Source organism: Mycobacterium sp. NPDC050551 (genome assembly GCF_040674075.1).
In the GTDB taxonomy this organism is placed as follows: Bacteria; Actinomycetota; Actinomycetes; order Mycobacteriales; family Mycobacteriaceae; genus Mycobacterium.
This window is the reverse complement of the sequence record NZ_JBFARC010000002.1, coordinates 1,034,521-1,048,739: the sequence shown is the minus strand read 5'-3', so window position 1 is coordinate 1,048,739 and position 14,219 is coordinate 1,034,521. Positions and strand designations below refer to the sequence as shown.

15 protein-coding genes and 1 riboswitch are annotated in these 14,219 nt (G+C 69.4%); of the genes, 10 read left to right on the top strand and 5 right to left on the bottom strand.

The genetic code is table 11. The annotated features are described in order from the left end of the window. The first annotated feature begins 3 nt into the window (after positions 1-3). Complete coding sequence (locus AB0K11_RS11825; protein WP_364976224.1) at positions 4-807, top strand: type III pantothenate kinase; 804 nt, start codon at positions 4-6, stop codon at positions 805-807. A 65-nt stretch (positions 808-872) separates the two neighbouring features. Here AB0K11_RS11825 and AB0K11_RS11820 read toward each other — a convergent pair whose 3' ends face one another. Then, the gene (locus AB0K11_RS11820) at positions 873-2,120 is read right to left on the bottom strand and encodes an alanine racemase (RefSeq protein WP_364976220.1); all 1,248 of its coding nucleotides are present in this window, start codon (positions 2,118-2,120) and stop codon (positions 873-875) included. A 26-nt stretch (positions 2,121-2,146) separates the two neighbouring features. Between AB0K11_RS11820 and lysS the strand changes: the two genes are divergently transcribed. The 6 genes from lysS to AB0K11_RS11790 all read left to right on the top strand — a co-directional run bounded on the left by lysS (position 2,147) and on the right by AB0K11_RS11790 (position 8,808). Beyond that, complete coding sequence (gene lysS, locus AB0K11_RS11815) at positions 2,147-3,670, top strand: lysine--tRNA ligase (protein WP_364976217.1); 1,524 nt, start codon at positions 2,147-2,149, stop codon at positions 3,668-3,670. 110 nt (positions 3,671-3,780) lie between these two features. Further along, complete coding sequence (gene lsr2, locus AB0K11_RS11810; RefSeq protein WP_364976212.1) at positions 3,781-4,122, top strand: histone-like nucleoid-structuring protein Lsr2; 342 nt, start codon at positions 3,781-3,783, stop codon at positions 4,120-4,122. Positions 4,123-4,447: 325 nt separating this feature from the next. Further along, positions 4,448-6,994: an ATP-dependent protease ATP-binding subunit ClpC gene (clpC1, locus tag AB0K11_RS11805; RefSeq protein ID WP_364976208.1), complete on the top strand. Its 2,547-nt coding sequence runs from the start codon at positions 4,448-4,450 to the stop codon at positions 6,992-6,994. 79 nt (positions 6,995-7,073) lie between these two features. Then, a riboswitch (cobalamin riboswitch) is annotated at positions 7,074-7,187 on the top strand. 28 nt (positions 7,188-7,215) lie between these two features. Further along, positions 7,216-7,431, top strand: a complete 216-nt coding sequence (locus AB0K11_RS11800) for a CbtB-domain containing protein (RefSeq protein WP_364976205.1) — start codon at positions 7,216-7,218, stop codon at positions 7,429-7,431. 25 nt (positions 7,432-7,456) lie between these two features. Beyond that, positions 7,457-8,260: a CbtA family protein gene (locus AB0K11_RS11795; RefSeq protein ID WP_364976202.1), complete on the top strand. Its 804-nt coding sequence runs from the start codon at positions 7,457-7,459 to the stop codon at positions 8,258-8,260. Continuing rightward, a complete protein-coding gene (locus tag AB0K11_RS11790; protein WP_364976199.1) occupies positions 8,257-8,808 on the top strand; it encodes a histidine phosphatase family protein in 552 nt (183 codons plus the stop codon). Before AB0K11_RS11795 ends, AB0K11_RS11790 begins: the two co-directional genes overlap by 4 nt. A gap of 6 nt (positions 8,809-8,814) precedes the next feature. Here the strand turns inward: AB0K11_RS11790 and AB0K11_RS11785 are convergent, their stop codons facing one another. Together AB0K11_RS11785 and mhuD are read right to left on the bottom strand one after the other, a co-directional pair. Then, positions 8,815-10,200: a serine hydrolase gene (locus tag AB0K11_RS11785; protein ID WP_364976196.1), complete on the bottom strand. Its 1,386-nt coding sequence runs from the start codon at positions 10,198-10,200 to the stop codon at positions 8,815-8,817. Further along, complete coding sequence (gene mhuD / locus AB0K11_RS11780) at positions 10,175-10,492, bottom strand: mycobilin-forming heme oxygenase MhuD (RefSeq protein WP_364976193.1); 318 nt, start codon at positions 10,490-10,492, stop codon at positions 10,175-10,177. Before mhuD ends, AB0K11_RS11785 begins: the two co-directional genes overlap by 26 nt. 41 nt (positions 10,493-10,533) lie before the next feature. On the opposite strand from mhuD, the gene AB0K11_RS11775 reads away from it, so the two are divergent. Further along, positions 10,534-11,316 (top strand): alpha/beta hydrolase, encoded by a 783-nt coding sequence (locus tag AB0K11_RS11775; RefSeq protein ID WP_364976190.1) that lies wholly within the window; start codon positions 10,534-10,536, stop codon positions 11,314-11,316. On the opposite strand, the gene AB0K11_RS11770 is transcribed toward AB0K11_RS11775, so the two are convergent. Beyond that, complete coding sequence (locus AB0K11_RS11770) at positions 11,290-11,544, bottom strand: hypothetical protein (protein ID WP_364976187.1); 255 nt, start codon at positions 11,542-11,544, stop codon at positions 11,290-11,292. The two genes, AB0K11_RS11775 and AB0K11_RS11770, sit on opposite strands and share 27 nt — an antisense overlap. Positions 11,545-11,615: 71 nt before the next feature. On the opposite strand from AB0K11_RS11770, the gene AB0K11_RS11765 reads away from it, so the two are divergent. After that, positions 11,616-12,647 (top strand): helix-turn-helix domain-containing protein, encoded by a 1,032-nt coding sequence (locus tag AB0K11_RS11765; RefSeq protein WP_364976184.1) that lies wholly within the window; start codon positions 11,616-11,618, stop codon positions 12,645-12,647. 3 nt (positions 12,648-12,650) lie between these two features. Here the strand turns inward: AB0K11_RS11765 and AB0K11_RS11760 are convergent, their stop codons facing one another. Beyond that, positions 12,651-13,547, bottom strand: a complete 897-nt coding sequence (locus tag AB0K11_RS11760) for an A/G-specific adenine glycosylase (RefSeq protein ID WP_364976181.1) — start codon at positions 13,545-13,547, stop codon at positions 12,651-12,653. Here AB0K11_RS11760 and AB0K11_RS11755 point away from each other — a divergent pair. Continuing rightward, a complete protein-coding gene (locus tag AB0K11_RS11755) occupies positions 13,546-14,166 on the top strand; it encodes a carbonic anhydrase (protein WP_364976178.1) in 621 nt (206 codons plus the stop codon). The two genes, AB0K11_RS11760 and AB0K11_RS11755, sit on opposite strands and share 2 nt — an antisense overlap. Positions 14,167-14,219: the final 53 nt, after the last annotated feature.

The window sequence follows — 14,219 nt, the reverse complement described above, 5'->3', positions numbered from 1 at the left end:
CACGTGCTCCTGGCGATCGACGTCCGAAACACCCACACCATCGTCGGCCTGGTCTCCGGCGCGGGCGAACATGCGAAGGTGGCGCAGCACTGGCGGATCCGCACCGAGTCGGAGATCACCGCCGACGAGCTGGCGCTGACCATCGACGGGCTCATCGGTGACGACTCCGAACGGCTGACCGGGGCGGCAGGCCTGTCGACCGTGCCGTCGGTGCTGCACGAGGTGCGGGTGATGCTCGAGCAGTACTGGCCGTCGGTGCCGCACGTGCTGATCGAGCCCGGTGTGCGCACCGGGATACCGCTGCTGGTGGACAACCCGAAAGAGGTCGGCGCCGACCGGATCGTCAATTGCCTTGCGGCCTACCACAAGTACGGCGGCGCGGCGATCGTCGTCGACTTCGGCTCGTCGATCTGTGTCGACGTGGTCTCGGCCAAGGGCGAGTTCCTCGGTGGTGCGATCGCGCCCGGCGTTCAGGTGTCCTCGGACGCGGCGGCGGCCCGGTCGGCAGCGCTGCGCCGGGTCGAGCTGACCCGGCCCCGGTCGGTGGTCGGCAAGAACACGGTGGAGTGCATGCAGTCCGGTGCGGTGTTCGGCTTCGCCGGCCTGGTGGACGGGCTGGTCAGTCGCATCCGCGCCGATGTCGACGGCTTCGCGGGCAACGACGTCACGGTCGTCGCCACCGGTCACACCGCCCCGCTGGTGCTGCCCGACGTGCAGACCGTCGGCACCTACGACCGGCACCTCACGCTCGACGGCCTGCGGCTGGTGTTCGAGCGCAACCGCGACAACCACCGCGGCCGCCGCTAGGCCGGTCCCTCGGCGATTTCGGCGCGCAAACGATCGCGCACCGAGCGAAACCGCGCCGAAATCGCTCAGAAGAAGGTGCGGACCAGGTCGACCACCCGGTTCTGCTCGTCGACCACCGGGATCACCGGCCACTTGTCGAACACCGTGCACGGGTGGGATACGCCGAACTGCACCCAGTCCCCGACCTCGGCGCGGTCGGCGGCGTCGAGCCGCAGGTAGGCGTGCTGGTCGTTGAGCTTGGTGACGGCGCTGCCGGTCATGCCGTAGGGCACCGGCAGATCCTGGTCGAACGACACGTCGCGGCGGCCCATCGTCAGCAATGCCAGGCCCGGCTCGGGCCGCGACACCACCTGCGCCCACACGCTCAGCGCGGCCTCCAGTTCGCCGTCGCTGGTGCGGCCCAGCGGTGAGGTCCGGCGGTACAGCCCGTCGTCGTGGGTGAGATAACACCCGCTGCGGATGACGGTCCGCACGGTCAGCCCGCCGGGCCAATCGCCGGTGAGGACATCGGCGACGAGGTCGAAGTACGTGCTGCCGCCGGCGGTGACCACCACCTCGTCGGATTCGAACAGGCCCGCCAGCCGCACCACGGCGGCCCGCAGGTCGCTCAGGTAACCGGTGACCACGGCCAGCGCGTCGGCGGTGACGGCGTGGCCGACTGCCGCCTCGTAACCGGCCACCCCGACCAGGCGGAGCCGCGGCGCCGCGACGGCCGCACGGGCGACCGCGTCGACGGTCTCCGCGTCGCGGCAGCCCGTCCGCCCGCCGGCCATGCCCAGCTCGACGCACACGTCGACCGGCCGGCCCTCGGATCCGAGCGCCGCGGACATCAACTCGACGCCGCGCACCGAGTCCACCCAGCAGACCACGCCGAAGCCCGGGTCGGCGTCCAGCTCGGCGGCCAGCCACGCCAATCCGGCCGGGTCGACCAGCTCGTTGGCCAGCACCACCCGCCGCACCCCGAACGCCCGGAAGACCCGGACCTGGCTGATGGTGGCGACGGTGACCGCCACCGCCCCCGCGTCGAACTGGCGTGCCAGCAGTTGCGGAGCCATGTGCGTCTTGCCGTGGGGGGCGAGCTCGACACCCCGGCGTCGGCACCACCGCGCCATCGTCACCAGGTTGTGGGTCAGCGCCGACGCCCGCAGCACGCACACCGGTCCGACGGCCCCCGCGCCGAACAGATCAGGGGTGCGGCGACAGATCTCGGCCGGACGCAGACCCCACCACGGCGCGGGGATGCCCTTGAACCGCCAGTCCAGCGGTTCGTCGGACAGGGCTGCCACCCGCTGCGCGTCGATTTCACCCGGCATTCGTTCATTTAAGCTGGCACCTCGTGATGGCAGCCGATGACCGCGCCGACGCGGCGCACGACGGACCCGACCTCCCCGAGCAGTTCCGGATCCGGCAGGCGAAGCGGGAGCGGCTGCTCGACGAGGGCCGCGATCCCTACCCGGTCGTGGTGGCTCGCACCCACACACTTGCCGAGGTCCGGGCCGCGCACCCCGACCTCGTGGCGGACTCCGCGACCGGCGAGATGGTCGGCGTCACCGGCCGGGTGGTGTTCGCCCGCAACTCGGGCAAGCTCTGCTTCGCGACGCTGCAGGAAGGTGACGGGACCCAGTTGCAGGCGATGATCAGCCTGGCGCAGGTGGGGCAGGAGTCCCTTGACGCGTGGAAGGCCGACGTCGACCTCGGTGACATCGTCTTCGTGCACGGCGAGGTGATCAGTTCGCGCCGTGGGGAACTTTCTGTGCTCGCCGACAGCTGGCAAATGGCGTCGAAGGCGCTGCGCCCGCTTCCCGTCGCCCACCGTGAGATGAGCGAAGAGGCCCGGGTGCGGCAGAGGTACGTCGACCTGATCGTCCGCCCCGAGGCGCGCACCATCGCCCGGCAGCGCATCGCCGTGGTGCGGGCGGTGCGCTCGGCGCTGGAATGTCGCGGCTTCCTCGAAGTCGAGACGCCGATGCTGCAGACCCTGGCGGGCGGCGCCGCGGCGCGCCCGTTCGTCACGCACTCCAACGCGCTCGACGCCGATCTGTACCTCCGTATCGCACCGGAACTCTTCCTGAAGCGCTGTCTGGTCGGTGGATTCGAGCGGGTCTTCGAACTCAATCGAAATTTCCGGAACGAAGGTATTGATTCCACGCATTCACCGGAATTCGCGATGCTCGAGACTTATCAGGCCTACGGTGACTACAACGATTCGGCCGTCGTGACGCGTGAGCTTATTCAGGAGGTGGCCGACGAGGCGATCGGCACCCGACAGGTCCCATTGCCCGATGGCGATGTCTACGACCTCGACGGCCAATGGGACACGCTGGAAATGTACCCGTCGCTGTCCGGGGCGCTCGGTGAGGAGATCACCCCGCAGACATCGGCCGAGACGTTGTGGTCGATCGCCGACCGGTTGGGCCTCGAGATTGCCCGGGATCGCGGCTACGGCCACGGGAAATTGGTCGAAGAACTGTGGGAGCACACTGTCGGCGAGACGCTGTGGGCGCCGACCTTCGTGCGCGACTTCCCCGTGGAGACAACCCCACTGACCCGGCCGCACCGCAGCCAGGCCGGCGTGACCGAGAAATGGGATCTCTACGTCCGGCGGTTCGAACTGGCGACGGGATACTCCGAACTGATCGACCCGATAATCCAGCGGGAAAGGTTCCAGGCCCAGGCCGCCGCGGCGGCCGCCGGTGACGACGAGGCAATGGCGCTCGACGAGGATTTCCTCGCCGCTCTGGAGTACGGCATGCCGCCGACGACGGGCACCGGAATGGGCATCGACCGGTTGTTGATGGCATTGACGGGCCTGTCGATTAGGGAGACTGTTCTTTTTCCCATAGTTCGTCGGCACGGTGGTTGAGCGACTGGGTCTTGCACTTCGTTTAATGACGTACACTGCGAGCACATAACTGTTGTGGTCGAGAGACGAACAACTCGTCAATGCGCAGGCAGAAGGGTCAGTGTGAGCTGATGGCTAAGAAGGTCACCGTCACTTTGGTGGACGATTTCGACGGGTCGGGTAACGCCGACGAAACGGTTGAATTCGGGCTCGATGGAGTCAGCTATGAGATCGACCTTTCTGCGAAGAATGCGAAGAAGTTGCGCGAAGACCTGAAGCAGTGGGTCGAGGCCGGCCGTCGCGTCGGCGGCCGCCGCCGGGGCCGGTCCGCCGGTTCGAGCCGCGGCCGCGGCGCGATCGACCGCGAGCAGAGCGCGGCCATCCGGGACTGGGCGCGCCGCAACGGTCACAACGTGTCGACGCGCGGCCGGATCCCCGCCGACGTCATCGACGCCTTCCACGCGGCAACCTGATTCGGCGTTGCCAGAACCGCTGATCCTGGTTTTTTCGGGCCCGGCCGCGGCCTCACGCTGACGTTTCGCTGACGGCGAAGCGCTCCGGCCGCGCAGGCGGAAACGAATGCGCTGACCGCGGCGTTGATGCAGGCAAGCACCGGGAACAGGGCAGACGCGGCGGGCGGAGACACTCGCGACGGCTGCGGGCCGGATGGGGAAGGGACCGCCAACCACGGCACCCGGGGCAGCCGCCCGATACAGTGGACGGCAGGTGCGATGCGGCTCGGAGCACGCCTTCGGGACGCGGGGCGCCACTTATGCGATGGAGAGCAGGTAACCACCGATGTTCGAGAGATTCACCGACCGTGCCCGCAGGGTCGTCGTCCTGGCTCAAGAAGAAGCCCGGATGCTCAACCACAACTACATCGGCACCGAGCACATCCTCCTTGGACTCATCCATGAGGGCGAGGGCGTAGCGGCCAAGTCATTGGAGTCGCTGGGCATCTCGCTCGAAGGCGTGCGCAGCCAGGTCGAGGAGATCATCGGCCAGGGCCAGCAGGCGCCCTCCGGCCACATCCCGTTCACGCCGCGCGCCAAGAAGGTGCTCGAGCTGTCGCTGCGCGAGGCGCTGCAGCTCGGCCACAACTACATCGGCACCGAGCACATCCTGCTCGGCCTGATCCGCGAGGGCGAGGGTGTCGCCGCGCAGGTGCTGGTCAAGCTCGGCGCCGAACTGACGCGCGTCCGCCAGCAGGTCATCCAGCTGCTGTCGGGCTACCAGGGCAAGGAGGCCGCCGAGGCGGGCACCGGAGGCCGTGGTGGCGAGTCGGGCAACCCGTCCACCTCGCTGGTCCTCGACCAGTTCGGCCGCAACCTGACCGCGGCCGCGATGGAGGGCAAGCTCGACCCGGTGATCGGCCGCGAGAAGGAAATCGAGCGGGTCATGCAGGTGCTGAGCCGCCGCACCAAGAACAACCCGGTGCTGATCGGCGAGCCCGGCGTCGGCAAGACCGCCGTGGTCGAGGGCCTCGCGCAGGCCATCGTGCACGGCGACGTGCCGGAGACGCTGAAGGACAAGCAGCTCTACACCCTCGACCTGGGGTCGCTGGTGGCGGGCAGCCGGTACCGCGGCGACTTCGAGGAGCGCCTGAAGAAGGTGCTCAAGGAGATCAACACCCGCGGCGACATCATCCTGTTCATCGACGAGCTGCACACGCTCGTGGGTGCGGGTGCCGCCGAGGGCGCGATCGACGCGGCATCGATCCTGAAGCCGAAGCTGGCCCGCGGTGAGCTGCAGACCATCGGCGCCACCACTCTCGACGAGTACCGCAAGTACATCGAGAAGGACGCCGCCCTGGAGCGACGCTTCCAGCCGGTGCAGGTCGGCGAGCCCACGGTCGAGCACACGGTGCTGATCCTCAAGGGGCTGCGCGACCGCTACGAAGCCCACCACCGGGTCTCCATCACCGACGGCGCGATCGTGGCCGCGGCGACGCTCGCCGACCGCTACATCAACGACCGCTTCCTGCCGGACAAGGCGATCGACCTGATCGACGAGGCCGGCGCCCGGATGCGCATCCGCCGGATGACCGCTCCGCCGGACCTGCGCGAGTTCGACGAGAAGATCGCCGACGCCCGCCGGGAGAAGGAGTCCGCGATCGACGCGCAGGACTTCGAGAAGGCGGCGAGCCTGCGTGACCGGGAGAAGACCCTGGTCGCTCAGCGTGCCGAGCGGGAGAAGCAGTGGCGGTCGGGTGATCTCGACGTGGTCGCCGAGGTCGACGACGAGCAGATCGCCGAGGTGCTCGGCAACTGGACCGGCATCCCGGTGTTCAAGCTCACCGAGGAGGAGACCACCCGTCTGCTCCGCATGGAGGACGAGCTGCACAAGCGGATCATCGGCCAGGAGGATGCCGTCAGGGCCGTCTCCAAGGCGATCCGCCGCACCCGTGCCGGGCTGAAGGATCCGAAGCGCCCGTCGGGCTCGTTCATCTTCGCCGGCCCGTCCGGTGTCGGTAAGACCGAGCTGTCCAAGGCGCTGGCCAACTTCCTGTTCGGCGACGACGACGCGCTCATCCAGATCGACATGGGCGAGTTCCACGACCGCTTCACCGCCTCGCGGCTGTTCGGTGCCCCTCCGGGGTACGTCGGCTACGAGGAGGGCGGCCAGCTCACCGAGAAGGTGCGTCGCAAGCCGTTCAGCGTGGTGCTGTTCGACGAGATCGAGAAGGCCCACCAGGAGATCTACAACAGCCTCCTGCAGGTCCTCGAGGACGGCCGTCTCACCGACGGTCAGGGTCGCACGGTCGACTTCAAGAACACCGTGCTGATCTTCACCTCGAACCTCGGTACGTCCGACATCAGCAAGGCGGTCGGCCTCGGCTTCACCCAGGGTGGCGGCGAGAACAACTACGAGCGGATGAAGCAGAAGGTCAACGACGAGCTGAAGAAGCACTTCCGCCCGGAGTTCCTCAACCGCATCGACGACATCATCGTCTTCCACCAGCTCACGACCGATCAGATCGTGATGATGGTCGACTTGATGATCGGCCGGGTCTCCAAGCAGTTGAAGGCCAAGGACATGACGATGGAGCTGACCGACAAGGCCAAGTCGCTGCTCGCCAAGCGCGGGTTCGACCCGGTGCTCGGGGCCCGGCCGCTGCGCCGGACCATCCAGCGCGAGATCGAGGACCAGCTCTCCGAGAAGATCCTGTTCGAGGAGATCGGCCCGGGGCAGCTCGTCACCGTCGACGTCGAGAACTGGGACGGCGAGGGTGCCGGCGAGGACGCGAAGTTCACCTTCAGCGGTGGGCCCAAGCGGCCGGAGGCCGTCGAGCCGGACCTGGCGAGCGCCGGTGCGGCAGGCGCCCCCAGCGTCGTCACCGAGTAGCAGCGCACGACCTGCACGACGAAGCGGGCGGCTTTCCCTCACGGGAAAGCCGCCCGTTTTGCGTCACGCGTCGCCAAGGAGCGCGCCGAGTGCTTACGATGCTCAGGTAATCGGCGGGCGAAGGAATCTGGTGAGAGTCCAGAACGGTCGCGCCACTGTGACAGTCAGACCCGACGTCCGCCATCTGCTAACGGGACGCGACATCCCGAAAGGACTGGTCAATGACATCTTCTGAGGCTCGCCGGAGCGCAGCACCCGCACTCGACCTCTCGGCCACCCGGGCCGCAGTGTGGCTTTCGGCCACCGCATTCCTCGCCCTGCTGGTGCTGTACTTCATCGGCCTGGACCAGGGCGCGACGTCGGTGTTCGGCAACAGCACCGCGATCCACGAGTTCGTCCACGACGCACGCCATCTCCTCGGGTTCCCCTGCCACTGACCAGCCGTAGGGAGAACAAGTAAACATGGAGAAGCAGATCATCGGTCGCGGCCTGTTGGCCGGGGCCGCTGCGGGCGTGCTCGCCTTCGTCTTCGCCCGCATCTTCGTCGAACCCGTGATCCAACGGGCCGTCGGCTATGAGGAGGGTGTGGGCGCCGCACGCGAGGCACTCGAGTCCGCTGCGCACTCGGGCCACAGTCACGGAGCGGACGGCGGCGGGTTCAGCCGTACCGTGCAGATGAACATCGGCATGGGACTGGGCGTGCTGCTGTTCAGCCTGGCCATCGGCGCCATCTTCGCGGTGGTGTTCGCCGTGGCCTACGGCCGGGTGGGCACGGTCTCCGCCCGGCTGCTGTCGGTGTATGTCGCCGGCGGCATGCTGTTGAGCCTGTACGTCGTGCCGTTCCTGAAGTACCCGGCGAGCCCGCCCGCGCTCAGCCTCGACGAGACGATCCGGCAGCGCACTCTGCTCTACCTGCTGATGGTGGTGCTGTCGGCGGCGTTGCTGGTCGGCGCGGTATACCTGGCCAGGAGGCTCACCGACCGGCTGGGCACCTGGAACGCCACCCTGGCGGCCGCGGGCGCCTACCTGGTGGCGGTCACGGTGCTGATGCTGGCGCTGCCTGCCATCCACGAGACGCCGGGCCCGCTGACCGACGACGCGGGCACCATCGTCTACGAGGGCTTCCCGGCCGACGACCTCTACGAGTTCCGGCTGTTCTCGCTGGGCACGCAGGTGGTCATGTACGTGACTCTCGCGCTGGTGTTCGCTGCTCTGGTGTCGCGGCTGCTCGACGGCAAGCGTCACGAGGCGCTGAGCCGACAGTGAGTGAGGTCGTCCGGCTGACCTTCGTCTCGCACGCGATGACCGATGCGATGGCAGCCGGACGATTCCCCACCGACGAACCGCTGAACTCGACGGGTCACCGGCAGGTCGACGCGTGTGTCGAGCTGGGCCGCACCGACGCGGCCTACTGCGGGCCGGAGAAGCGCGCCCGGCAGACCGCCGAGCTGCTCGGCCTGCCCGCCCTCATCGAACCGCAGCTGGCCGACCTGGACTGCGGCCGGTGGCGCGGTGACGTGTTGGGCGGGGTGCGCCCGGCCGAGCTGGCGATCTGGCTGACCGATCCGGCGCGGGCGCCGCATGGTGGCGAGTCGGTGGTCGACCTGATCGCCCGGGTGGGCACCTGGATGGAGTCACTCACCAGCCGGCGGGGCAGGCTGGTGGCCGTCACCCATCCGTCGGTGATCCGCGCCGCAATCCTGATCGCCCTCGACGCGCCGCCGAAGTCGTTCTGGCGCATCGACATCGCGCCGGTGAGCCGCACGGTCATGCACTTCCGCGGCCACGCCTGGACGCTGCGGTCCGCCGTCTGAGGCCGGCTAACGCCCGACCGGAACCAGTGCGAAGGTCTGGTGCACGATCGACAGCAGCCACGTCGCTGCGGTGGTACTGCGGTATCTGGGCCAGTTGAGCTGGAAGCTCACCACCCACGGCTGGCCGGTGTGGTCGACCGCGTACCAGGAGAACGTCAGGTCGCCGGGCAGGTTGCCGCCCTTGGCGCCGATGTAGGTCCACTTCTTGCGGTCCAGGTCGACGCCGGGGATGGCCGACAGGATGTCGCGCACGGGCGCGGCCGGTCCGGTAGCGGCCGCCTGCAGCGCCAGGTGCACGCGGCAGATGTCGGCGGCGCTGCCGTACCACTCGGCGCCGTAGGTCGACGCCGGCGTGTGGGTGCGGGCGGGGTCCGGCTCGTAGGGCCGGGACTTGGTCTGCCGCAGCAGCTGTGCGCGACGCGGGGGGTCGGCCTTCTTCCACTCCTCGCGCAGGTCCGGCTCGCCCCAGCCGACCGAGAACAGCTCGTGCATCGTCGGGAACGGCGTCATGCTGGCCGGGTCGTGGTGCCCGGCCGTCTTGAGCGCATGCTCGACGGCGCCCGGCCCCAGCCGGTCGATCAGCAGGTCGGTGGCCATGTTGTCGCTGGCGGAGATCATCTGTTGCGCCGCGTCGCGCACCGACACCTGCGAGCCCGGCGGCAGCTCGTCGAGTCCCGCCGAGCCGACCGCCTTGGCCTCCTCGGTGATGGTCAGCGAGTCGTCCCAGGAGACCCGGCCTGCGGTGACGGCCTCGGCGACCGCGAGCAGCACGTAGAGCTTGAAGATCGACGCCAGGGGCAGCGACAGGTCGAGGTTGGTGCCTGCGACGGTGTCGCACCTGGCGCCCGTTCCGGCGTCGCCGGGCACCACCCGGGACACCTGGTAGGAGTACCGGGCTCCCGACGCGGACAGCTCCCGGTCGATGTCGGCCCAGTTCCGGATGACCGTGGGCTGCAGTGACACGTCGAACTGGTCGACCAGGCCGGCGTCGTCGGTGCGCAGCACGATGTCCTGGGCGACCCCGTAGGACGTCTTGACGTGCAGGGTCGCGGTGCCCGCGCCGATGTCGACGCCGGTGACGGTGATCGGCCGGTCCCACCACAGGTTGCCCATGGCGTCGATGATGTGGTCCACCTGACCGGGTACGGCCATGGTGCGCACGTTGACGTCGCCGATGGGCCAGTCCGAATTGACCATGTCCATGGTCTGTCTCGCGCGCAGCCCCTGCGGGGTGGTGGTCCCGATGTGGGCGCCGTAGGCGGCGTCGGCGGGCGCGGTACCCGCGTCGCCGCAACCTGAGGCGATGGTGACGACGAGGGCGGCAGCGGTCAGCAGGCCGGTGGCCCGGCGTCCCGCCCGCCTCGCGTCAGCTCTTGTCGCTGCTGCCGGCAACGTCCAACACGACCTCGAACTCCAGCAACGATGCCCCGGTCGCTACGGGGTTGTTCTGCTGGCCCTTGTGCGCCTCGATGGCCGGGCCGGTGGCCCAGGCCTGGAACGCCTCTTCGGTCTCCCACTGCGTCACCACGAAATAGCGATCCTCGCCCTTGACCGGCCGCAGCAACTGGAAGCCGAGGAAGCCGGGCTGGTTGTCCACCGCGTGCGCGCGGTGGGCGAACCGTTTCTCCAGCTCGGGGCCGGCGTTCGGCGGCACCTCGATTGCGTTGATCTTCACCACGGACATGCGGTCAGGCTACCGCCTCGCCGGCTGGGCAAGATGGCGGCATGCGCTCCGAACTGCTCACCCCGCGCGGCGGCCCGCCCGATGCCGGGGGCACACCGCTCGTGCTGGTCCACGGTCTGATGGGCCGTGGCAGCACCTGGTCGCGGCAGTCGCCGTGGCTCGCGCGCTTCGGCGCGGTGTACACCTACGACGCGCCGTGGCACCGCGGCCGCGATGTCGTCGACCCTCATCCGATCAGCAGCGAGCGGTTCGTCGCCGACCTCGGCGACGCCGTCGAGGAACTGGGCCGGCCGGTGATCCTGGTGGGCCACTCCATGGGTGCGCTGCACTCCTGGTGTCTCGCGGCGACGCGCCCCGACCTGGTCAGGGCGCTCGTGGTGGAGGACATGGCCCCGGACTTCCGCGGCCGCACCACCGGTCCGTGGGAGCCGTGGGTGCACGCACTGCCCGTCGAGTTCGGTACCGCCCAGCAGGTTTACGACCAGTTCGGACCGGTGGCCGGCCAGTACTTCCTCGAGGCGTTCGATCGCGTCGCCACCGGCTGGCGCTTGCACGGGCACCCGCGGCAGTGGATCGAGATCGCCGCCGAGTGGGGTGTGCGCGACTACTGGCAGCAGTGGTCGGCGGTGCGGGCGCCTGCGTTGTTGATCGAGGCGGGCAACGGCGTCACGCCCGCAGGCCAGATGCGCCGGATGGACGAGACCGGCCATCGGACGACTTACCTGCTCGCGCCCGACGCCGGTCACCTGGTGCACGACGACGCGCCGGAGCTGTACCGGCAGGCGGTCGAGACCTTCCTAACGACGCTCACCGACCGCGCCTGAGGCCGGCCACGCGGGGTGCTGCTCGAACCGGGTCCGGATGGCGTCGACGTCGTGGGTGACGCGATGGAAGTCGCGATCGTCCTCGAAGAGCCGGCCCATCATCGGGGCCGACACCCGGAACTGGTCGAGGTGCAGTCGGAGCACGCCGGACCGGTGGGCCGCCCAGCCGAGGGCTGCGGCCAGCGCGAACGGTGCTGACAGGATGAGGATGGCGAGTGCAATGGTCATGGCAGTAATTCTTCGCAACGCCACATACCGCCAACAGTGGCGGAACTGACACCATGCGATAAGATGCTGCCATGGCGATCAAGAGCGTGTCGGCGATGGTGCTGGACGGTCTGGCGGTCTTCGAGTTCGGTGTCATCTGCGAGGTCTTCGGCATCGACCGGTCCGGCGACGGCGTCCCCAACTTCGATTTCAAGGTGTGCGGCCCGGTGGCAGGCGTGCCCGTCCGGACGTCGATCGGCGCGTCGTTGACCCCCGACCACGACTTCAGTCAGCTGGTCGGCGCCGACCTGGTGGCGGTGCCCGCCATCTCGGCCGGACCCAACGGGTATCCGCCGGAGGCGCTCGAGGCCCTGCGAACGGCCAGTGCGGCCGGTTCGATCATCCTCACGGTGTGCTCCGGCGCGTTCGTCGTGGGCGCCGCGGGCCTGCTCGATGGCCGCCCCTGCACCACACACTGGATGCACGCCGACGAGCTGGCCCGGATGTACCCGACCGCGCTCGTCGACCGCAACGTGCTCTACGTCGACGACGGTGACCTGATCACCAGCGCCGGCACCGCGGCGGGCATCGACGCCTGCCTGCACCTGGTGCGGCGGGAACTCGGCAGCGAGGTCACCAACAAGATCGCGCGGCGGATGGTGGTGCCGCCGCAGCGCGACGGCGGCCAGCGCCAGTACATCGACCAGCCGATCCCTGTGCGCTGCTCGGAGCGGTTCGCCCCGCACCTGGACTGGATCCTGGCGCACCTCGAGAAGCCGCACACCGTGGCCACGCTGGCCCGGCGCGCCAACATGTCGGCACGGACCTTCGCCCGCCGGTTCGTCGAGGAGACCGGCACCACCCCGATGCAGTGGGTCACCGATCAGCGCGTGCTCTACGCCCGCCGGATGCTCGAGGAGAGCGACCTCGACATCGACCACATCGCCGAACGGTCGGGCTTCGGCACCGCGACCCTGCTGCGGCACCACTTCCGCCGGGTGATCGGGGTGACGCCGTCGGACTACCGCCGCCGCTTCTGCTGCACCGGCAACGACCCTGCGGGCGCGAGCGAACTCGACAGCGAATTCGCCGCGGTGGTAGCCGAATCCGAGCAGACGGCGTAGCGCTCAGCCGCCCTCGCCTGCGAGCGCGAAACGGCCGTCGGCGGTCTGCTCCACCAGCCCGTCGACCAGCAGCGAGTCCAGCGCCCGGTCGCGCTGGGCGGTGTCGGTCAGCCAGGCCAGGTCCAGCTGCGCACGGCTGACCGGAGAGTCGTTGCCGCGCAACACGTCCAGTAGCCGGCCGCGGCACTGGCGGTCGGTGCCTGCGTACTTCTGCGGCCGCCGCGCCGGCGCGATCGCGGCGGGATAGCCCAGCGTCCGCCAGGTGCACGCGCTGAGCGGGCACAGCCCGCACCGCGGCGCGCGGGCCGTGCACACCGTGGCGCCGAGTTCCATCAGCGCCACCGAGAACACCGGCGCCCGGTCCCCGTCGGGCAGCAGCGCCTCGACGTCGGCGAGGTCACGGGTGCTGGCCGGGGCGTCGGCGCGGCCGTGCACCGCCCTGGCCACCACCCGCCGAACGTTGGTGTCCACCACCGGAACCCGCTGCCGGTAGGCGAAGCAGGCGACGGCGCGGGCGGTGTAGGCGCCGATGCCCGGCAGCGTGAGCAGCGTCTCCACGTCGGCGGGCACCTCGTCGCCGTGGTCGGTGGCGATCACCGTCGCGCACTCGTGCAACCGCTTGGCCCGGCGGGGGTAACCCAGCTTCCCCCACGCGCGCAGCACCTCGCCGACGCCGGCCGCGGCGGTGGCCGACGGGGTGGGCCAGCGCGCGATCCAGTCGCGCCAGATCGGCTCCACCCGGGCCACCGGTGTCTGCTGCAGCATGAACTCGCTGACCAGGATCTGCCATGCGCTGACGCCCGGCCTGCGCCACGGGAGGTCGCGCTGCGCGTGGCCGTACCACGTCAACAGCTCGGCCGGTGCGATCACCGGGAAGCCCTCGGGCAGAATGTCGGCCATGCCCAATTCGAGTCCGAAGTCGGCGTGGAAGGCACTCACCGAGGGTAACGAGCGCTTCGTTGCCGGCCGTCCACAACACCCCAGCCAGAGCATCGAGCACCGGGCCGGCCTGGCCGCAGGTCAGAAGCCCACCGCGGTGGTGTTCGGCTGCGCCGACAGCAGGGTGGCCGCGGAGATCATCTTCGACCAGGGGCTCGGCGACATGTTCGTGGTGCGCACCGCGGGTCACGTCGCCGACTCGGCGGTGCTCGGCTCGATCGAGTACGCGGTCACCGTCCTCGATGTGCCGCTGGTGGTCGTCCTGGGCCACGACAGCTGCGGTGCGGTGAAAGCCACCCTCTCCGCGCTCGAGGACGGCGAGGTGCCCGGCGGCTACGTCCGCGACATCGTCGAACGGGTGACGCCGTCGATCCTGCTCGGCCGCAACCAGGGCCTGACCCGCGTCGACGAGTTCGAGGCCAAGCACGTCATCGAGACCGTGCAGCAGCTTCGGTTGCGGTCGGCGCCGATCGCCCAGCGCATCCTCGACGGCACGCTCGCGATCGCCGGGGTGACCTACCATCTGGCCGACGGCCGGGTGGTGCTGCGCGAACACGTGGGTGACATCGGCGAAGGCTGACGACGACACGCCGGGTCACCTCGGACAACTATGCGTGACCTGCCCTTACCGTG

Excerpts from the sequence above, each read along its gene's own strand:
- AB0K11_RS11795 (WP_364976202.1), top strand. The coding sequence starts at position 7,457 with ATGGAGAAGCAGATCATCGGTCGCGGCCTGTTGGCCGGGGCCGCTGCG.
- lysS (WP_364976217.1), top strand. The coding sequence starts at position 2,147 with ATGGCAGCCGATGACCGCGCCGACGCGGCGCACGACGGACCCGACCTC.
- AB0K11_RS11765 (WP_364976184.1), top strand. The coding sequence starts at position 11,616 with ATGGCGATCAAGAGCGTGTCGGCGATGGTGCTGGACGGTCTGGCGGTC.
- lsr2 (WP_364976212.1), top strand. The coding sequence starts at position 3,781 with ATGGCTAAGAAGGTCACCGTCACTTTGGTGGACGATTTCGACGGGTCG.
- AB0K11_RS11770 (WP_364976187.1), bottom strand. The coding sequence starts at position 11,544 with ATGACCATTGCACTCGCCATCCTCATCCTGTCAGCACCGTTCGCGCTG.
- AB0K11_RS11755 (WP_364976178.1), top strand. The coding sequence starts at position 13,546 with ATGCCCAATTCGAGTCCGAAGTCGGCGTGGAAGGCACTCACCGAGGGT.
- mhuD (WP_364976193.1), bottom strand. The coding sequence starts at position 10,492 with ATGTCCGTGGTGAAGATCAACGCAATCGAGGTGCCGCCGAACGCCGGC.
- clpC1 (WP_364976208.1), top strand. The coding sequence starts at position 4,448 with ATGTTCGAGAGATTCACCGACCGTGCCCGCAGGGTCGTCGTCCTGGCT.
- AB0K11_RS11775 (WP_364976190.1), top strand. The coding sequence starts at position 10,534 with ATGCGCTCCGAACTGCTCACCCCGCGCGGCGGCCCGCCCGATGCCGGG.
- AB0K11_RS11820 (WP_364976220.1), bottom strand. The coding sequence starts at position 2,120 with ATGCCGGGTGAAATCGACGCGCAGCGGGTGGCAGCCCTGTCCGACGAA.
- AB0K11_RS11800 (WP_364976205.1), top strand. The coding sequence starts at position 7,216 with ATGACATCTTCTGAGGCTCGCCGGAGCGCAGCACCCGCACTCGACCTC.
- AB0K11_RS11760 (WP_364976181.1), bottom strand. The coding sequence starts at position 13,547 with ATGGCCGACATTCTGCCCGAGGGCTTCCCGGTGATCGCACCGGCCGAG.